Raw genomic sequence first — 19,724 nt, 5'->3', positions numbered from 1 at the left:
GGCTCGGTTACTGGAGCATCATGTTCTGGTGCGCATTCATCATAATCCAGATGGAGCCCACCACGACAATTGCGATAATCAGGACGGTAAACGCCAGGGCTACCACATTCCACTGTTGTTCCGACGAGGTATTCAGATGCAGGAAGTACACCAGGTGCACCACTATCTGAATAACCGCGCATCCCAGAACCGTGAGCAGGATAACGCCTGGTGAAGCTGAACCAGCCATTACCAGGCCGAAAGGGATGACGGTCAGAATAACGGACAGAACAAAGCCAATCAGATAGGATTTTACGCTACCGTGGCTGGCGCCTGCATGATCGGTTGTTGAAGGAATCATTACATCGCCCCCATCAGATAAACAACGGTGAAGACACAAATCCAGACCACGTCAAGGAAGTGCCAGAACAGGCTCAGACACATCAGACGGGTTCTGTTAACGGCGGTCAGGCCACGTTTGGCTACCAGAATCATCATGATGACCAGCCAGATCAGACCAGCGGTAACGTGGATGCCGTGCGTACCGACCAAGGCAAAGAAGGCGGACAGGAAAGCGCTGCGATCCGGGCCGTAGCCTTCGGCGATCAGGTGATGGAATTCATAGATTTCCATCGCGATGAACGCCAGACCGAACAGGAAGGTCAGACCCAACCAGGTATTGACCTGAGATTTGTTGCCCTTGTTCATGGCGATCATCGCCATGCCGTAGGTAATACTGCTGAACAGCAGGAAGAACGTTTCCACCAGCACAAAGGACAGGTCGAAAATGTCCTTGCCTGCCGGTCCGCCCGCCGTTCCGTTAACCAACACCGCATAGGTTGCGAACAAAGACGCAAACAGGATGCAGTCGCTCATCAGGTAGATCCAGAAGCCGAATACCTTGGTGTCGCCTGCGTCATGGTGCCCATGCTCGGCATGGGCGTTTTGGTTAGTCAGAGTTTCAGTTGACATTTTTCAGACCTGCTTTGCTGAGTTGATCAAAATTCTGATTCTCAATTTGTTCAATTTCTTTAACCGGGACGTAGTAATCAACATCCTGATTAAAGCTGTGCACAATCCAGGTCACAATCATGCCGGCAAACCCGATGATCGCCATCCACCAGATGTGCCAGATCATGGCAAAACCGAACACCAGACTGAATGCGGAGATAATCACACCGGCGCCGGTGTTTTTCGGCATGTGGATTTCTTCATAACCAGCAGGTTTCTTGTAGGCTTCGCCTTTCTCTTTGGCATCCCAGAAGGCATCGCGATCATCAACGTGCGGTACGGTGGCGAAGTTATAGAATGGCGCCGGAGAGGAGGTTGACCACTCCAGTGTACGGCCACCCCAAGGATCGCCCGTCAGCTCGCGGTTCTGATGACGATCGCGGATACTGACATAGAACTGAATGACCTGGCACAGAATCCCTAGGGCAATCAGCGCGGCGCCCATCGAGGCCACCAAGAGCAACGGATGGAATTCCGGGTTGATTTGTTGGCTCAGACGACGAGTCATGCCCATGAAACCCAGCGCGTACAGCGGCATAAAGGCCACAAAGAAACCGATGATCCAGAACCAGAACGCACGCTTGCCCCAGGTTTCGTTCAGAGTGAAGCCAAACGCTTTCGGGAACCAGTAAGTGATACCGGCAAAGCATCCGAACACCACGCCGCCGATGATCACGTTGTGGAAGTGAGCAATCAGGAACAGGCTGTTATGCAGCACGAAGTTAGCGCCGGGAACCGCCAACAACACGCCGGTCATCCCACCGATGGAGAAGGTGATGATGAAACCAATGGTCCACAGCATGGTGGAATGTAACTGAATGCGCCCCTGATACATGGTGAACAGCCAGTTGAAAATTTTAACCCCGGTCGGGATTGAAATAATCATGGTGGCGATCCCAAAGAAAGCGTTTACGTTCGCCCCGGAGCCCATGGTAAAGAAGTGGTGCAGCCAAACCACGAACGACAGAACGGTAATCGCGATCGTCGCCCACACCAGGGAAGTGTAGCCAAACAGCCGTTTCTTACAGAAGGTGGCGACCACTTCCGAATAGATACCAAATACCGGCAACACCAGAATATAAACCTCAGGGTGACCCCAGGCCCATATCAGGTTGATGTACATCATCATGTTGCCGCCCATATCATTGGTAAAGAAATGGGTGCCGAGGTAACGGTCAAGCGTCAACAGCGCAATCGTCACCGTCAGGATCGGGAACGCGGCAATAATCAGCACGTTGGTGCACAATGCAGTCCAGGTAAAGACCGGCATTTTCATCAGCGTCATGCCAGGCGCGCGCATTTTCATAATCGTGGAGAAGAAGTTGACCCCCGTCAGCGTGGTGCCCAGACCGGATATCTGTAAGCTCCATATCCAGTAATCGACCCCGACGCCGGGACTGTACTCCTTACCGGAAAGCGGCGGATAAGCCACCCAGCCGGTCTGAGCAAACTCACCCACGCCCAGCGAGACGTTGATCAGAACCACGCCAGCCACAAACAGCCAGAAACTCAGGGAGTTCAGGAACGGGAAGGCTACGTCGCGCGCGCCGATTTGCAACGGCACCGCCAGGTTCATCAAACCCACCACAAACGGCGTTGCTACGAAGAAAATCATGATAACGCCGTGGGCGGTAAAGATTTGATCGTAGTGGTGGGCGTTAAGGAAGCCTTCTTGTCCGGCCGAGGCAAGCGCCTGTTGACCGCGCATCATGATGGCATCGGCAAAACCACGCACCATCATCACCAACGCGACGATGATATACATGATGCCGATTTTCTTGTGATCCACGGAGGTGAACCATTCAGACCATAACCATTTCCACTTGCCGAAATAGGTTATTGCCGCCAGCAGCGCCAGGCCGCCGACAATGATCGCCGCCACGGTGACCATGATGATGGGTTCATGATACGGAACCGCATCGAGTGTAAGTTTTCCGAACATCGTATTATCCCTCGGCTCCTTGGTGCGAGCTATGCTCGCTCATGTTTATACTCTCATTGTGCTGCATGTTTTGGTCTTGCTTCATGCCTTCACTATGATGTTGCATGATCATGCCGTTGCCTGTGAATTTGATAATAATATTCCTGAACAAATCCGGTTGAACACTGGAGAAGTATTCCACGGGATGATATTCACTCGGCTGAGCCAGTTTGTTGAATTCATCCATGCTGTTAAGTGTCTTGGAAGACGCACGGATGTTGGCAACCCACTGGTCGAATTCCTGCTGGCTTGGCGTAGCAATGGCGGTAAATTTCATGCCGGAGAAGCCTCTTCCGCTATACCCCCCGGAAATACCGTCATATTTTCCCGGCTCATTGGCAATCAGGTGTAACTTGGTCTGCATACCGGCCATAGCGTAAATCTGTCCGCCAAGACGAGGAATGAAGAACGAGTTCATTACCGAGTCAGAAGTGATTTTGAACGCCACTGGCGTGTTGGCTGGGAAAGCGAGTTCATTAACGCTGGCGATGCCCAGATCCGGGTAAACAAACAGCCATTTCCAGTCGAGCGAAATGACTTCGACGTTAATCGGCTTGACGTCGGATTCCAACGGCTTGTAAGGATCAAGCGCATGGGTTGTTTTCCAGGTAATGACGCCGAGGATAACGATAATGATGATGGGCACGGTCCAGACAACCGCTTCTATCTTGTTGGAGTGTGACCAGTTTGGTGTGTAATTCGCCTTGTCGTTGGAAGCACGGAACTTCCAGGCAAAGGCAATCGTCATAATGATGACGGGGATGACGACGATCAACATCAGCCCAAGGGCCGTCAGTATCAACGATCGTTGCTCTAACCCGACCTGTCCTTTGGGGTTCATCAGTGCCATATCGCAACCGCTGAGCAAAATAGCGGAGGCAAATAAAGACAACATCCCAAAAATTCTATTGTATTTCCTGAGTCTCATCTAGCGACCTCAATAGCAAGGGCTCTATTGTCATTTCACGCGAGCGGGCATTTTACGGGAAGGTTACTGTACTGTAAACATGATTAAGAGTATGTCAGCCTGTTGTTGCTGTTTTTTGCCCTTATTATCACAACGGTAACATGAAAATAAAAATGATTATAAAAAACAGAGGATTAAGCCGACACGCTGATAAAAAGTATGGATGGATAATAAAAAATTACCACTGTATGCGAGATTATTTTCTGTTCGCTGGTATTTTCCGCTGTGAAACGCTTATGCGCCATAAAGCAGAGTAGTGCAAAAAAATATTCTTCGCAGGGTAAAAAATTTTTTTTCGTCCGATTATGAAGAAAAACTTAATTTAATAAGTGGATAAAAGTGCGGATTCGACTTGTTATCCACTTATCTGCATAACCTGCGTTCACCGCTTATCCGCGAAGGGGGATCGCAGCGCGAGATAGTCCAACAGACTGCCTGACAGAATGCCAAGCAGCGCCAGCCCGCCACCGGCGCTCAGTAAATACTCCGCCATCCGCGCCTGCGACGTCCATCCCAATGCATTAGTGATTAACAGCATCAACCACAATCCCAGCAGGATTGACCCGATAGCGAGCACGCGCAGCGCCGCCTTGTAGCAATAAGGAAAAGCGCTGCGTAGCTGGAAACTATCGGTTTTCTGCGTGTAGTCCAGCGTATTGCGGCATATCAGCAGCAGGAAAAGGCCGGGCAGCGCGGCAATAATCGAGAAGAGATAGAACCACGCCCAACCATAGGATTCGACAAACCAACCCGCTATCGGGCCTACATATACGCGTCCCACGGCGGAAAGGGCGGAAAGCAGGGCGAATTGAGTGGCGGAAAATGATTTATTGCACAGCGTCATCAATAATGCCACAAAAGCGGCGGTTCCCATCCCGCCGCACAGATTTTCCAGAAACACGGCGCTGCCCATGGTGAATAGGTTCTTATCGGTTATTGCCAGCAGCCAGTATCCCGCGTTGGATACCGCCTGAAGGATGCCGAACAGCATTAAGGCGCTGAACAGTTTCAGGCGCTGCATCAGCAAGCCGCCGTATAAGGCGCCGACAATAGTGGCGAATAGCCCCAGCGTTTTATTGACCAAACCGACGTCGCCGGCGTTAAAACCGGCGCCGCGGATCAGAAACGTGGTGGTCAGGCTGATGGCAAAGGCGTCGCCGAGTTTATACAGCACAATCAGCAGCAGAATGAGCCAGGCGTTGTTACGTGCGAAAAAGTCGCGCAACGGGGCGACGATCGCCTGTTCCAGGGAGCGCGGCGCCGGCTGGGTATTATTCGGTTCCGGCGCCAACAGCGTCGAGATCACGCCCATCAGCATTAATCCGGCCATAAGCCAGTAGGTTGCCTGCCAGCCTAACAACCTGTCGGCAATCCATAACGCCAGACCGCCGGAAACCAGCATCGCCAGACGATAGCCGAGCACCGATGTGGCGGCCCCGGCGCCGCGTTCTTGCGGCGCCAGCAGGTCCGTTTTATAAGCGTCGAAAACAATGTCCTGCGAGGCTGAAAAGAAGGCGACCATGACCGCCAGCGCCGCCAGCAACCACAGATCGCGGGCGGGATTCATCAACCCCATACAGACAATGGCGACTATAAGCAACAGTTGGCACAGCAGCAGCCATCCGCGTCGGCGTCCCAGAAATGGCGGCGTATAACGATCCATCACCGGCGACCAGAGGAATTTGAATACATAGGCTTGACCGACCAGGGAGAAAAAACCGATGGTCTTCAAATCCACATTTTCCACGGTCATCCAGGCTTGCAGCGTGCCGGAAGTGAGCGCCAGCGGTAAACCGGAGGCGAAGCCAAGCAATAGCAGAAAACGCGAATTACGTTGGCTGAACAGATTGATGACACCACTAAACATGGAGAGTCCTTTCCTTTGCGCTGCGAGGCAAGCCTGTGCGCAACGGAAGCGGATTAAAGTAATTAACGAGCGTTAGTCTTGATAAAGTCACTGACGCTGGTGTCCTGCGCCATGTCGTTAATGACATCGCCTAACACCGTGTTGACCGCATTGGTGATTTTTTCATTGGTCGCTGTGAAGGCGCCCTGAACGTTATAGGCCGCACGATAGTTTTTCACCTGCTTGTTGCCATTTGCCGCCTGAGAGACGATAGAAATATCGGCTTTGGTGGTGATGTTATAGCGCAGGTTGCCTTCAGAGACATCGGCATACAGATGATTAACGATGATTTGTAGCGCAACCGGACCGCCGGCGCCAATCATATAGCCGCGCGCCGTCATTTGTTTTTCCAGCGCCTCCTGCAACAGGAAACGCAGATCGCGTGACGGGGTTAGCGTGATCAATTGTCCTTCGCGGTTCACTTTGGCCAACGCTTGATCAGCACGTTGATCCGCGCCGTTAATACTGATAGTGACGCCCATCAGGGTCGGATCCTGTGAAGGAAGCGTGATGTTAGGCGTAATGTTCAAGGTGTTGCTTTTGGCGGCGCATCCGGCAAGCAGGATGACGGCAAGAAGAGGGAAAAATAATTTTTTTAACATTCGTCTTTTCTCAGTGATGATTGGAGTGGTGAGCCGGTAAAAATTACTGATATCATATCATCGCCACCGCCTGGGAAAAGAGCAGAGCACCGGTAAATTGTTCTGAAATTTGTCTTTTCCGCGCCATTGCGTTGGCAAGCTGGTTTTTTATCACATCAGTGCCGCCGGGGATACGGCATGGCATTGTTATTTATTATCTGTTGCCTGCGGTGTTAAAGCATAACGGTTTGAAAACAGTTAAAATCGAAGGGAATCGGAAGCGCGGTAAATGACAGAGGGCGTTTAGCTGAGACTAAACTTTTCCAAAGCCGAAAGGGTAGCCGTATGATGCATAAAACGTTAGAAGAAAAGTTGCGTGTGGCGTTTGAGCCTGTGCACCTGGAAGTCACTGATGAAAGCTATCGTCATAACGTAACGGCGGGATCGGAAAGCCACTTCAAGGTGGTGATGGTCAGCGATCGTTTTGTCGGGGAGCGGATGTTAGGGCGTCATCGGGCTATTTATCGCGTCCTGGCGGCGGAACTGGCTGGGTCGGTGCACGCGCTGGCGCTGCATACTTACACGGCGCAGGAATGGAGCGGTTTGCAGAATGCAGTGCCTTCATCTCCTCCTTGCGGCGGCGCGGGCACCATGTCATTGCGCGCCTGTATAACCCGTTCCGGTCTGTTTCGGAACGGGTTATAGATAAAAGTGCGAATAGCTTGCTGTAATAGTCAATCCGCCGTCCTCGACTCATCCTATCTATACCGCTATAATGCCGCGTCTATTTTTCCAGAATGTATTCGGGACGCTTCTGACTACAGGGAACAGGGTCTGGTAAGACACCGACGTCCCGGTTTTGTGAGGCTTTTTTCACTTGTGTCGACTGTCACTCATGTCGAGCATGTTTGGAGCAGGCTTTGCTGTGGTGAGAATAGTTTTGGGGTTGACCGAGCACTGTGATTTTTTGAGGTAACAAGATGCAAGTTTCTGTGGAAACCACTCAAGGCCTTGGGCGCCGTGTAACGATTACCGTTGCTGCTGACAGCATCGAGAGCGCGGTTAAGAGCGAACTGGTCAACGTGGCCAAAAAAGTACGTATTGACGGCTTTCGTAAAGGCAAAGTGCCGATGACGGTTGTTGCTCAGCGTTGTGGCGCCTCTGTGCGTCAGGATGTGCTGGGCGATTTGATGCAACGTAACTTCGTTGACGCCATCATCAAAGAAAAGATTAACCCGGTTGGTGCGCCGAACTATGTTCCGGGCGAATACAAACAGGGGGAAGACTTCACTTACTCCGTTGAGTTTGAAGTGTACCCGGAAGTGGAGCTGAAAGGTCTGGATGCGATTGAAGTTGAAAAACCAGTTGTTGAAGTGACTGAAGCTGATGTTGATACCATGCTGGAAACGCTGCGTAAACAACAGGCAACCTGGAAAGAAACTGATCGTGCCGCTGCCGCTGAAGACCGCGTCACCATCGATTTCATCGGTTCTATCGACGGTGAAGAGTTCGAAGGCGGCAAGGCCACCGATTTCGTACTGGCAATGGGTCAGAACCGCATGATCCCTGGCTTTGAAAACGGTGTGGTCGGCCATAAGGCTGGTGAAGAATTCACCATCGACGTTAACTTCCCGGAAGATTATCACGCTGAAAATCTGAAAGGTAAGGCGGCTCAGTTCGCTATCGTGCTGAAGAAAGTTGAAGAGCGTGAACTGCCGGAACTGACTGAAGACTTCATCAAGCGTTTCGGTGTGGCTGATGGTTCTCAGGAAGGCCTGCGTGCTGAAGTGCGCAAAAACATGGAGCGTGAACTGAAAGGCGCGATCCGTAACCGCATCAAGACTCAGGTTCTGGACGGCCTGGTTAACGCGAATGAGATCGACGTTCCAGCCGCACTGATTGAAAGCGAAATTGATGTGCTGCGTCGTCAGGCGGCACAGCGCTTTGGCGGTAACGAAAAACAGGCCTTGGAACTGCCGCGCGAACTGTTCGAAGAGCAGGCAAAACGCCGCGTCGTTGTTGGTTTGCTGCTGGGTGAAGTGATCAGCGCCAATGAGTTGAAAGCCGATGATGCGCGCGTCAACTCGTTGATCGAAGAAATGGCTTCCGCTTACGAAGATCCGCAGGAAGTTATCGAGTTCTACAGCAAAAACAAAGAAATGATGAACAACATGCGTAATGTCGCACTGGAAGAGCAAGCGGTGGAAACCGTGCTTGCCAAAGCGAAAGTGGTTGAAAAATCAGTCAGCTTCAACGAACTGATGAATCAGACCGCGACCGCATAAGTCCATTACGTCTCTCTGCTGTTGCCAGCGCCGGAAGAGTCTATTTTCCGGCTATAAAGCCCGTAGCCTGATGGCGCGGGCTTTTTTTCTGTTTGAACTCCATCATGGATTAGTTGTTTTCTTTGAACAGGATAAGTTGACTTGCACTATATTAAAGAATGGCGGCTGGGTTATTGCTGATAACTCTTTAATATAAAACAATGGGTAGTGTAAGCTTGAAAAGCGATGCATTAACCCCCAAATAATCGCAATAACAGCGGGCGCATGATGGCGCAGCGGTATAATCCTAATCCTGCCGCCATGCTGATGAGTGACGCCAGTGCGTGAGCATGGTCATTACCCTTTATCTCAAGTAGAATCGGGCAGGAATGGCGCCGGACGCCTTTTATCTAGGAGACGTGAATGTCATACAGTGGCGAACAAGAAAAACAAGCACCTCATATGGCTTTAGTGCCGATGGTGGTTGAACAAACCTCACGTGGGGAGCGTTCTTACGATATTTATTCCCGCCTGCTGAAAGAACGGATAATCTTTCTGACCGGTCAGGTCGAAGATCATATGGCGAATCTGGTAGTGGCGCAGATGCTGTTCCTTGAAGCCGAAAACCCGGAAAAAGATATTTTCCTGTACATTAACTCGCCAGGCGGCGTCATTACTGCGGGCATGTCCATTTATGACACAATGCAGTTCATCAAGCCTGATGTCAGCACTATTTGTATGGGACAAGCATGTTCCATGGGATCGTTCCTGCTGGCCGCCGGCGCAAAAGGCAAACGTATCTGCCTGCCGAATTCGCGGGTGATGATCCATCAGCCGCTGGGCGGGTTTCAGGGGCAGGCCACGGATATTGAAATTCATGCCAAAGAAATACTGAAAGTAAAAGCCAGAATGAATGAACTATTGGCGAAACATACAGGTCAGTCTATTGATGTGATAGAGAGAGACACCGAGCGTGACCGTTTCCTCTCTGCCAATGAAGCAGTAGACTATGGTCTGGTGGACTCTGTATTCACGCATCGTGAATAATACTCTGCTATGTTGATTGTCTATAGTGGCAAAAATCAGTGTAAGGCCGATAGTCTGTGATGCGATGTTTTTTGCGCGTATTGGCTATAAAATATCGGCGTTCGCTGTAGCGATATCGCTGTGGTTGGCCTGCGGGCAAAAGACTAAAAAGAGGTTTACTGATGACAGATAAGCGCAAAGACGGTTCAGGAAAGTTGCTGTACTGCTCTTTCTGCGGCAAAAGCCAGCATGAAGTACGCAAGCTGATTGCCGGGCCGTCAGTGTATATCTGCGATGAATGTGTTGACTTGTGTAACGACATTATTCGCGAAGAAATTAAAGAAGTTGCGCCGCATCGTGAGCGTAGCGCGTTGCCGACGCCACATGAAATCCGCCGTCATCTTGATGATTACGTCATCGGACAGGAACAGGCCAAGAAAGTGCTGTCCGTTGCGGTATACAACCACTACAAGCGGTTACGCAACGGCGACAGCAGCAACGGCATTGAACTGGGCAAAAGCAACATCCTGCTGATTGGCCCGACGGGTAGCGGTAAAACCCTGCTGGCTGAAACACTGGCTCGTTTCCTGGATGTGCCATTTACCATGGCCGATGCGACAACGTTGACTGAAGCCGGTTATGTGGGTGAGGACGTTGAAAACATCATCCAGAAACTGCTGCAAAAATGTGATTACGATGTGCAGAAAGCACAACGCGGTATTGTCTATATCGATGAAATCGACAAGATTTCACGCAAATCCGACAATCCGTCCATCACACGCGACGTGTCGGGCGAAGGTGTGCAGCAAGCCTTGCTGAAACTGATCGAAGGCACGATCGCCGCCGTTCCGCCGCAAGGCGGGCGTAAACATCCCCAGCAGGAGTTCTTGCAGGTCGATACCTCCAAGATCCTCTTTATTTGCGGCGGGGCGTTTGCCGGTCTGGATAAGGTGATTGAGCAGCGTACCGATACTGGCCGCGGCATCGGTTTTGGCGCCACGGTGAAAGGTTCGGCGGAAAAAACCACCGAGGGGGAACTGCTGGGCCAGGTTGAACCGGGTGATTTGATCAAATTTGGTTTGATTCCTGAGTTTATTGGCCGTTTGCCGGTGGTCGCCACGCTCAGGGAACTGAACGAAGAAGAGCTGATTCAGATTCTGCGTGAGCCGAAAAACGCCCTGACCAAACAGTATCAGGCGCTGTTTAACCTGGAAGGCGTTGAACTGGAGTTCCGTGACGAAGCGCTGACGGCAATCGCGAAGAAAGCCATGGCGCGTAAAACCGGCGCTCGCGGTCTGCGTTCGATTGTCGAAGCGGCCTTGCTGGATACCATGTACGACCTGCCATCACTGGAGAGCGTTGATAAGGTTGTCATTGATGAATCAGTGATTGACGGCCAATCCGAACCGCTTCTGATTTACGGCAAGCCTGAAGCTCAGCAGGCGTCCGGCGAATAATTAGCCAAAACAGACGTTTTGAAAGATAAAAATGGGGGATTTTATCCCCCATTCGCTTTTACGCGTATTCTGGTCGTTGAATGTAAGATATTTATCCCCATATACTCGAATACCTATTTGGTGAAACCCGTGAAGATCGTGTTTCACGTGATTCCCTTAACCTGGCGGAAACGAAACTAAGAGAGAGCTCTATGAACCCTGAGCGTTCCGAACGCATAGAAATCCCCGTATTGCCGCTGCGCGATGTGGTGGTTTATCCGCACATGGTCATTCCGTTGTTTGTTGGTCGGGAGAAGTCGATTCGGTGCCTTGAAGCCGCAATGGATCATGATAAAAAGATCATGCTGGTGGCACAGAAAGAAGCCTCAACGGATGAGCCAAGTATTAACGATCTTTTCTCGGTAGGGACGGTAGCCTCGATTCTTCAAATGCTGAAACTGCCGGACGGCACGGTCAAAGTGCTGGTCGAAGGGTTGCAGCGCGCGCGCATTACGACATTGTCCGACAGCGGTGAGCACTTTGCTGCTCAGGCGGAATACCTGGACTCCCCGGCGATTGAGGAGCGTGAGCAGGAAGTTCTGATGCGCACGGCAATCAATCAGTTTGAGGGATATATCAAACTGAATAAAAAGATCCCGCCCGAAGTCCTGACCTCTCTAAACAGCATTGATGACGCCGCGCGTCTGGCTGATACCATCGCGGCGCACATGCCTTTGAAATTGGCGGATAAGCAGTCTGTACTCGAAATGTCCGATATCACGGAGCGTCTTGAGTATCTGATGGCGATGATGGAGTCTGAAATCGATCTGTTGCAGGTCGAAAAACGCATCCGTGGCCGCGTTAAGAAGCAGATGGAAAAAAGTCAGCGCGAGTACTATCTGAATGAGCAAATGAAAGCGATTCAGAAAGAACTTGGCGAGATGGACGATGCGCCAGATGAACATGAAGCGTTAAAGCGCAAGATTGAAGCGGCGAAAATGCCGAAAGAAGCGCGTGAAAAAACCGAAGCGGAACTGCAAAAGCTTAAAATGATGTCGCCGATGTCGGCAGAAGCGACTGTGGTGCGCAGCTACATCGACTGGATGGTGCAGGTGCCGTGGAATGCGCGCAGCAAAGTGAAGAAAGATTTGCTCAAAGCGCAGGAAATGCTTGATACCGACCATTATGGCCTTGAGCGCGTTAAGGAACGCATTCTGGAATATCTGGCCGTACAAAGCCGCGTCAGCAAGATCAAAGGGCCAATCCTGTGTCTGGTCGGGCCGCCGGGGGTAGGTAAAACCTCATTAGGACAGTCCATCGCCAAAGCCACCGGACGTCAGTATGTGCGTATGGCGTTGGGCGGGGTGCGCGATGAGGCCGAGATTCGTGGTCACCGCCGTACTTACATTGGTTCCATGCCGGGCAAACTGATCCAGAAAATGGCGAAAGTCGGAGTGAAAAATCCGCTGTTCTTGTTGGATGAGATCGACAAAATGTCTTCCGACATGCGTGGCGATCCGGCATCGGCTTTGTTGGAAGTGCTTGATCCAGAACAGAATGTGGCGTTTAACGATCACTATCTGGAAGTCGATTACGACCTGTCGGACGTCATGTTCGTTGCGACATCCAACTCGATGAACATTCCAGCGCCGTTGTTGGATCGTATGGAAGTGATTCGTCTGTCCGGCTATACCGAAGACGAAAAGCTGAACATCGCCAAACAGCATCTGTTGCCCAAACAGATTGAACGCAACGCGCTGAAAAAAGGCGAGTTGTCGGTGGATGACAGCGCGATTGTCGGTATTATCCGCTACTATACCCGTGAAGCGGGAGTGCGTAGTCTGGAGCGTGAAATTTCCAAACTGTGTCGTAAGGCGGTGAAAACGTTATTGATGGATAAATCAGTTAAACATATCCAGATAGCGGGCGATAATCTGAAAGATTTTCTCGGTGTGCAACGTTTTGATTATGGCCGGGCGGACGATGAAAACCGCGTTGGTCAGGTGACCGGATTGGCCTGGACGGAAGTGGGCGGCGATCTGCTTACCATCGAAACGGCCTGCGTTCCGGGTAAAGGCAAACTGACCTACACCGGTTCGCTGGGTGAAGTGATGCAGGAGTCTATCCAGGCCGCGCTCACCGTGGTTCGCGCCAGAGCGGAGAAATTGGGTATCAATGCGGATTTCTATGAAAAACGCGATATTCACGTTCACGTGCCGGAAGGGGCGACGCCAAAAGACGGGCCAAGTGCCGGTATAGCAATGTGTACCGCGCTGGTATCCTGTTTGACCGGCAACCCGGTACGGGCTGACGTAGCGATGACCGGCGAAATCACGTTACGTGGTTTGGTGCTGCCCATCGGCGGTCTGAAAGAGAAACTGCTGGCTGCTCATCGCGGCGGTATCAAAACGGTATTGATCCCGGATGATAACAAACGTGATCTTGAAGAAATTCCGCAGAACGTGATTGCCGATCTGGATATTCATCCTGTGAAGCGTATCGAAGAAGTTCTGGCATTAGCGTTGCAGAATGCGCCTTATGGCATGCAGGTGGTTTCCACCCCGAAAGCAAAGGCCAAGGCAAAATAGTGACCTATCGCATAAACCCTTGAGAAAATCAGAGTTGGTAAGTCAAATCATGCTTGCCAGCTTTTTTTTGTACCGCTAACTTAGAGCACTGTTGGTTTTAGCTGTAACTTGCTAAGGTCTGACAGGATTGATATAAAGCTACGTGTCGCGTCTTGGGATATTCAGCGCGATGAGAGAATGCCAGAGGGGATGAGAGAGTGAACAAGTCACAATTGATCGACAAAATTGCCGCAGATGCTGACATTTCCAAAGCGGCGGCAGGGCGTGTGTTAGATGCAATTATTGGTTCCGTTACCGAATCTCTGAAAGACGGGGATGATGTTGCTTTGGTTGGTTTTGGTACGTTCTCAGTGCGTGAACGCGCTGCTCGTACCGGTCGTAACCCGCAAACTGGTAAAGAAATCAGTATTCCCGCAGCGAAAGTACCGGGTTTCCGTGCCGGTAAGACGCTGAAAGACGCCGTTAACTGATTATTGCGTCACAGGTTTGGCAGACATCACTTCATACCGCCAAACATTACCTGACGCAGAGATATTGGTAGGGTAAGATACGAGGCGCATCATTTTATGATGTGCCTTTTATTTATAAGGGACTATTCATGCCAACACCCTGCGGGTCGTTGCCAACGCAACGCTAAGAAGCATTCCTGATGTTTTTTACTGGCAATTCAAGTGCCGGACAACAGCTTAAGTGTGTCCTGGTCTGGTTTCCCGGCTAAGGCAATCGCAAGGCGCAAGGATGCATGGCCTCGGCCAGCGCAGGGAGTTTTATCCATTCTACAGCGGAGTATTGTCACATTATGATGGACAATTTACGCGCGGCCGCTAACAACGTCGTGCTCAAAATTATTCTTGCTTTGATCATTGCATCATTCGTTTTAACCGGCGTTGGTGATTATCTTATTGGTGGTTCCGGGGACTATGCGGCAAAGGTTAATGGACAGGAAATTAGCCGTTCCCAGTTGGAGCAAGCGGTACAGAACGAGCGCAATCGTCAGCAGGAAGCATTGGGCGAGAATTTCTCTATTCTGGCGAGCAATGACGGTTATATGCAGAACTTGCGCAAGCAGGCTCTTGCTCAATTGATTGACGAAGCATTGCTGGACCAATATGCCAATAAACTTGGGCTGAATATCAGTGATGAACAGATCAAGCAGGCGATTTTCGCAGTCCCTGCGTTTCAAACCAATAACCGTTTCGATAACGAAAAATATCTGGATCAGATCCGTCGTCTGGGGCTGACGCCGGATATGTATGCCCAAGTGTTGCGTAAACAACTCATGTCGCAGCAACTGATTCGTGGTTTCGGTAATAGTTCGTTCATGCTGCCTCAGGAAATCGACAATCTGGTGAAGCAGGCGGCTCAGGATCGCGTGGTGCGGCAGGCGACGATCGATGTTGAAGCCATCGCCAAAGGGCAGACTGTTGCTGATGAAGAAATTCAGAGTTATTACGACCAGAACAAGAGCCGTTTTATTGCGCCTGAAGCGTTTAAAGTAAGTTATATCACGCTGGATGCGGCGGGGATCATGGATAAAACCACGGTCAATGACAGTGATATCGCCGATTTTTACGAAAAAAATAAAGCCGACTACACGCAGCCAGCACGTAAGAAATTCAGTGTTATTCAGGTGAAAACCGAAACCGACGCACAGGTGGTTCTGGATGAGTTGAAGCAAGGCGCCGATTTTGCGACCGTGGCGAAAGAAAAATCGACTGATGTGATTTCACGTCGCAACGGCGGCGATTTGGGCTGGATGGACGAAAACTCTACGATAGATGAACTCAGGCAGGCTAATCTGGCTGAAAAAGGTCAGATGTCTGCGGCGATAAAATCCTCCGTGGGGTATTTGATTGTGCGTCTGGATGATATTCAGCCGTCACAGATTAAACCGCTGGGTGAAGTTCGAGCGGAGATTACCGCTAAAGTTAAGCAGGAAAAAGCGCTGGATGAGTATTACGCGCTGCAACAGAAGGTCAGCGAGGCGGCAAGCAACGACAACGAGTCTCTGGCTTCTGCCGAAGAAGCCGCTGGCGTCAAGGCCCTGCAAACGGATTGGTTTACTCGCGAGCAGGTTCCTGCTGTATTGAATTTCCAGCCGGTGACTCAGGTGCTCTTTGATGGCGCGCTGCTGGGCGATAACGGCGCTCCGGGCAGTAACTCCGATGTGATCAATGTGGATGGCGATCGTGCTTTCGTTATTCGTATTACTGACCATAAAGCGGAAACCACGCGTCCGTTGGATCAGGTTCGCGATCAGGTGATGCAGACGGTTAAACGTCAGAAAGCGGAACAGCAGGCCCGCGTTGATGCGGAAAAAATTCTGGCCGAACTGAAACAGGGTAAAGATGATGCGCTGAAAGCGGCAAATCTGATCTTTGGCGAGGCCAAAACGATGTCTTCTATTTCTCAAGGCGACGTGATGGCGGAGTCTGTCTTCGCACTGCCTTATCCGGTCAACGATAAGCCGTCTTATGGTATTTCTCAGGATCAGGCGGGCAATGTGGTCCTCGTCGCATTGGATGGTGTGACGCCTCATGCGCTCAACGATCAGCAGAAGGCGCAGTTTGCCAGCCAGATACAGCAAAGTTCGCTGGGTTCTCTGTTTGATGCCTTGCTGACCAGCTTGCGTAGCGAAGCCAAAATCAAGATGGGTAACGCTGCGCAGGAATAGCAATAAGCTCCGCATAAATTTGCAAACTGTTGCAACAACAAAAGGTCGCTTTCGCGGCCTTTTCCACATTTAAATTCTGCTGTTTGCGATAAACCGCGTGCTTCGGCAAGGTAGCCGTGCTGTCAAACACAAGGAGGAAACAGCATGAAGAAATCAGCAATAAAAGCGTTTTGTCTGATAATGGGAATGAGTCTGTCTGGGTTACCGCTACTCGCTCAGGCCGTTGCCAAGGCTGATAATGCGGCGGTGGTAAAACCGGCTTTATCTGGGCAAAAAGCGGAGAAAGCGCAACTGCCGAATGTTGATGAGGATGAAGTAAGTATCAATACGGGAACGGCGACCGAATTAGCTGAGGTGATGAACGGCATAGGTCTTAAGAAAGCCGAAGCTATCGTCAATTATCGCGAACAAAATGGTCCTTTCACGCAGATCGAGCAATTAAAAGAAGTGCCGGGGATTGGCGCCGCGCTGGTGGAGCGTAATCTCTCTCGCTTAAAACTGTGATGCTGTTTGCAACCGGGCGATGAAATGCGATTCGGTTGCGAGCTTTGGCTGGCCTAACGCAAAAGGCCCTGCAGCTTGAAGGTGAGCGACGCGAGTACATGAATGCTATTCGTCATGTGGGATATCGCCGAGGGAAAGGAGGAAGCGGGATATCATTCAGAAGTCTCTGGCTGAGCGCCTTCTGGTTTGTACGGTGTTTGCGTCTTATTGTTGACATCAGGGAAATTCAGGCAAGACGGTCAACGTTCTTGCCTGAACCTCTGACTTAGCCTGATTATTTCAAACCGCTCTTATGCTTTAACGCCAACATAATTTTAGCCGGTTCGTCCTGATATTGTTTCAGCCCGTTAGCGCGTAAATGGCAGGCCGCGCATTGACCGCAACCGTCGCCTTTAATGCCGTTATAGCACGTCAGGGTATGATAGCGGACAGTATCCAACTGTTGATAATAATCCGCCAGCGCCCAGGTTTCTGCTTTATTGAGCCACATCAGCGGCGTTTCAAAGCGAATATCGCGCGCGATGCCAAGCACAATGGCTTGATTCAATGCTTTGATGAACTCATCCCGACAGTCGGGGTAGCCGGAGAAATCGGTTTCACATACACCGGTAATGACGGCTTGCGCGTCAACCTGATAGGCGTAAATGGATGCCAGTGTCAGGAAAAGGATGTTTCTTCCGGGAACAAAGGTGCTGGGTACGCCTTGCGCATTGGCGTCATAGTCAGGAACAGGAATATTTTCCCGCGTCAGACTGCTGGCGGCTAATTCATTGAGCAAACCCACATCGAGAACTTTATGGGCGGCGACGCCCAAAGTCAGCGCAAGCTCTCTGGCGATATCAATTTCTGCCCGATGACGTTGCCCGTAATTGAAAGTTATACAGTGGACTTCATCGTAGTTTTGCAGCGCCTGAATCAGGCAGGTTGTGGAATCTTGTCCACCGCTAAAAACAACAACAGCGCGCTTCATTCTTCATTCACCTTGACGCAGTGTGAACCTCAATCTGTAACGAGGCTATGAGGATAAAGCGGGTATGTTACCTGAAAAACCGTCGCCATTCAGCGATGACGGCGTCTTCTGCGGGAACCTGCTCAGGCCCTAGCCGGTTCCACGGCGAGGGTGTATTCCGCTTTGGTATTAAGCCTATTGAGATAAGGCTTAAGATCACCGATATTTTTTTCGACCCAGGCGCTATTGTAGTAAGTGTCCAGATAGCGCTCGCCGCTATCGCACAACAGGGTGACAATCGCGCCTTGTTTACCTTGAGCGACCATCTGTGTTGCCAGTTGAAGCATTCCCCAGACATTAGTGCCTGTGGATGCGCCGACTTTGCGGCCCAGAATACCTTCCAGCCAGTAGAGTGTGGCGATGCTGGCGGCGTCGGGGACTTTGATCATGCTGTCGATGACCTCAGGAATGAACGACGGTTCCGCCCTTGGACGACCGATCCCTTCGATTCGGCTGCCGCATGCGCCGGTAAGCGAACGATCACGTTGTTGATAGCAGTCGTAGAAAACCGAATTTTCCGGGTCCACGACCACCAGTTGTGTATTAAAGCCTTGATAGCGGATATAACGCCCCAATGTTGCGGATGTGCCGCCGGTGCCTGCACCCATGACAATATAATCTGGCACTGGATTGGGCTCGCGAGACATCTGGCGGTAGATGCTATCGGCGATGTTATTGTTACCGCGCCAGTCGGTGGCTCGCTCTGCGTAGGTAAACTGATCCATATAATGGCCGTTCAGTTCTTTGGCCAATTGCTCGGAGGCGGCATAGATCTGCCCCGCTTGTTCGACAAAGTGACAGCGGCCACCATAAAAGGTGATTTGCTCTATTTTCCGTTTGGCTGTGCAGGCCGGCATAACGGCGATAAAGGGTAATCCCAGCAGACGTGCGAAATAGGCTTCGGAGACGGCGGTGCTGCCGGAGGATGCCTCGATAATCGGCGTGCCTTCGGTGATCCAACCATTGCACAGGCCGTACAGAAATAAAGAACGCGCCAGACGGTGTTCCAGGCTGCCGCTGGGGTGCGTGCTTTCATCTTTTAAATAGAAATAGATACCGGGGTAATTCGGTAATGTCAGACGGATGAGATGCGTATCGGCGGAGCGTTGGAAGTCAGCTTCTATGGCGCTGATGGCCTGTTTTACCCAGCTAGTGTTCATGATGTAAACCCGTTTAAGCGGCGATGGAATTAGCTTAACGAGTTTTCCAGAAAAAAAGATTGCTTTTTTATCTTCTGAATCGTGAAATTAGAGAAAGTTTTTCTACGGAATAAGCTCATGTTAGATAAAATAGATCGTGCTTTGCTGAGTTTGCTGCAAAAGGATTGCACGCTGTCGCTTCAGTCGCTGGCGGAGTCGGTCAATCTTACGTCAACGCCATGCTGGAAACGGTTGAAGCGTCTGGAGGAAGAGGGCTACATCCGGGCGCGCGTCGCCTTGTTGGATAACGAACTATTGGGCCTGGGGCTTACCGCGTTCGTTCTGTTGAAGACACAGCAGCATAACAGTGAATGGTATCAAACGTTTACCCGTGTGGTATCAGAAATGCCCGAAGTCTTGTCTTTCTATCGCATGGCGGGAGAGTATGATTATCTGATGCAGGTTCAGGTCGCTGATATGAAAAGTTATGATGATTTCTATAAACGTTTGGTGAATGGTATTCCCGGCCTGGTTGATGTTACATCCAGTTTTGCCATGGAGCGTATTAAGCACACTACCGCACTGCCTTTATCATTATGATTGATTATCATTCATAAGCTTTCGGTATAATCGTTTTTCTGAGTTTGTAACGACTCCTC

The 19,724-nt window shown here is 50.8% G+C and carries 17 protein-coding genes; 9 read left to right on the top strand and 8 right to left on the bottom strand.

The features are described from left to right. Positions 1-7: 7 nt before the first annotated feature. The 6 genes from DES54_RS01130 to DES54_RS01105 form a co-directional block, all read right to left on the bottom strand. A complete protein-coding gene (locus DES54_RS01130) occupies positions 8-340 on the bottom strand; it encodes a cytochrome o ubiquinol oxidase subunit IV (protein WP_113864777.1) in 333 nt (110 codons plus the stop codon). Next, a complete protein-coding gene (locus DES54_RS01125) occupies positions 340-951 on the bottom strand; it encodes a cytochrome o ubiquinol oxidase subunit III (RefSeq protein WP_113864776.1) in 612 nt (203 codons plus the stop codon). The genes DES54_RS01130 and DES54_RS01125 overlap by 1 nt, the downstream gene beginning before the upstream one ends. Further along, the gene (gene cyoB, locus DES54_RS01120) at positions 941-2,932 is read right to left on the bottom strand and encodes a cytochrome o ubiquinol oxidase subunit I (RefSeq protein WP_113864775.1); all 1,992 of its coding nucleotides are present in this window, start codon (positions 2,930-2,932) and stop codon (positions 941-943) included. The genes DES54_RS01125 and cyoB overlap by 11 nt, the downstream gene beginning before the upstream one ends. Before the next feature lie 4 nt (positions 2,933-2,936). Then, positions 2,937-3,899: a cytochrome o ubiquinol oxidase subunit II gene (cyoA, locus tag DES54_RS01115; RefSeq protein ID WP_113864774.1), complete on the bottom strand. Its 963-nt coding sequence runs from the start codon at positions 3,897-3,899 to the stop codon at positions 2,937-2,939. A 421-nt stretch (positions 3,900-4,320) separates the two neighbouring features. Next, complete coding sequence (gene ampG, locus DES54_RS01110) at positions 4,321-5,805, bottom strand: muropeptide MFS transporter AmpG (protein WP_113864773.1); 1,485 nt, start codon at positions 5,803-5,805, stop codon at positions 4,321-4,323. Between the two features lie 62 nt (positions 5,806-5,867). Next, positions 5,868-6,446 (bottom strand): lipoprotein, encoded by a 579-nt coding sequence (locus DES54_RS01105; protein ID WP_113864772.1) that lies wholly within the window; start codon positions 6,444-6,446, stop codon positions 5,868-5,870. A 324-nt stretch (positions 6,447-6,770) separates the two neighbouring features. Here DES54_RS01105 and bolA point away from each other — a divergent pair, with 324 nt between their 5' ends. The 8 genes from bolA (at position 6,771) to DES54_RS01065 (ending at position 16,917) form a co-directional block, all read left to right on the top strand. Then, positions 6,771-7,130, top strand: coding sequence for a transcriptional regulator BolA (bolA, locus tag DES54_RS01100; RefSeq protein WP_113864771.1), 360 nt, complete (start codon positions 6,771-6,773; stop codon positions 7,128-7,130). A 275-nt stretch (positions 7,131-7,405) separates the two neighbouring features. After that, a complete protein-coding gene (gene tig, locus DES54_RS01095; RefSeq protein ID WP_113864770.1) occupies positions 7,406-8,710 on the top strand; it encodes a trigger factor in 1,305 nt (434 codons plus the stop codon). 402 nt (positions 8,711-9,112) lie between these two features. Further along, positions 9,113-9,736, top strand: coding sequence for an ATP-dependent Clp endopeptidase proteolytic subunit ClpP (gene clpP, locus DES54_RS01090; protein ID WP_113864769.1), 624 nt, complete (start codon positions 9,113-9,115; stop codon positions 9,734-9,736). Between the two features lie 161 nt (positions 9,737-9,897). Continuing rightward, positions 9,898-11,172 carry an ATP-dependent protease ATP-binding subunit ClpX gene (clpX, locus tag DES54_RS01085; RefSeq protein WP_113864768.1) on the top strand — a complete coding sequence of 425 codons (1,275 nt, stop codon included), beginning with the start codon at positions 9,898-9,900 and terminating at the stop codon, positions 11,170-11,172. 191 nt (positions 11,173-11,363) lie between these two features. Beyond that, positions 11,364-13,739, top strand: a complete 2,376-nt coding sequence (lon, locus tag DES54_RS01080; RefSeq protein ID WP_113864767.1) for an endopeptidase La — start codon at positions 11,364-11,366, stop codon at positions 13,737-13,739. 197 nt (positions 13,740-13,936) lie between these two features. Beyond that, on the top strand, positions 13,937-14,209 hold the full coding sequence (gene hupB / locus DES54_RS01075; protein WP_113864766.1) for a nucleoid-associated protein HU-beta: 273 nt from the start codon (positions 13,937-13,939) through the stop codon (positions 14,207-14,209). Positions 14,210-14,538: 329 nt separating this feature from the next. Beyond that, on the top strand, positions 14,539-16,413 hold the full coding sequence (gene ppiD, locus DES54_RS01070) for a peptidylprolyl isomerase (protein WP_113864765.1): 1,875 nt from the start codon (positions 14,539-14,541) through the stop codon (positions 16,411-16,413). Between the two features lie 144 nt (positions 16,414-16,557). After that, positions 16,558-16,917 (top strand): ComEA family DNA-binding protein, encoded by a 360-nt coding sequence (locus DES54_RS01065; protein WP_113864764.1) that lies wholly within the window; start codon positions 16,558-16,560, stop codon positions 16,915-16,917. A 274-nt stretch (positions 16,918-17,191) separates the two neighbouring features. Here the strand turns inward: DES54_RS01065 and queC are convergent, their stop codons facing one another. After that, positions 17,192-17,887 (bottom strand): 7-cyano-7-deazaguanine synthase QueC, encoded by a 696-nt coding sequence (queC, locus tag DES54_RS01060; RefSeq protein ID WP_113864763.1) that lies wholly within the window; start codon positions 17,885-17,887, stop codon positions 17,192-17,194. 122 nt (positions 17,888-18,009) lie between these two features. Then, a complete protein-coding gene (locus DES54_RS01055; protein ID WP_113864762.1) occupies positions 18,010-19,086 on the bottom strand; it encodes a PLP-dependent cysteine synthase family protein in 1,077 nt (358 codons plus the stop codon). A gap of 117 nt (positions 19,087-19,203) precedes the next feature. Here DES54_RS01055 and DES54_RS01050 point away from each other — a divergent pair, with 117 nt between their 5' ends. Continuing rightward, positions 19,204-19,665 carry an Lrp/AsnC family transcriptional regulator gene (locus tag DES54_RS01050; protein WP_113864761.1) on the top strand — a complete coding sequence of 154 codons (462 nt, stop codon included), beginning with the start codon at positions 19,204-19,206 and terminating at the stop codon, positions 19,663-19,665. The last annotated feature ends 59 nt before the right edge of the window (positions 19,666-19,724 follow it).

Origin of the sequence: Brenneria salicis ATCC 15712 = DSM 30166, assembly GCF_003315515.1 — a bacterium.
Taxonomy (GTDB): domain Bacteria; phylum Pseudomonadota; class Gammaproteobacteria; order Enterobacterales; family Enterobacteriaceae; genus Brenneria; species Brenneria salicis.
This window is presented reverse-complemented; position numbering and strand designations above follow the sequence as displayed.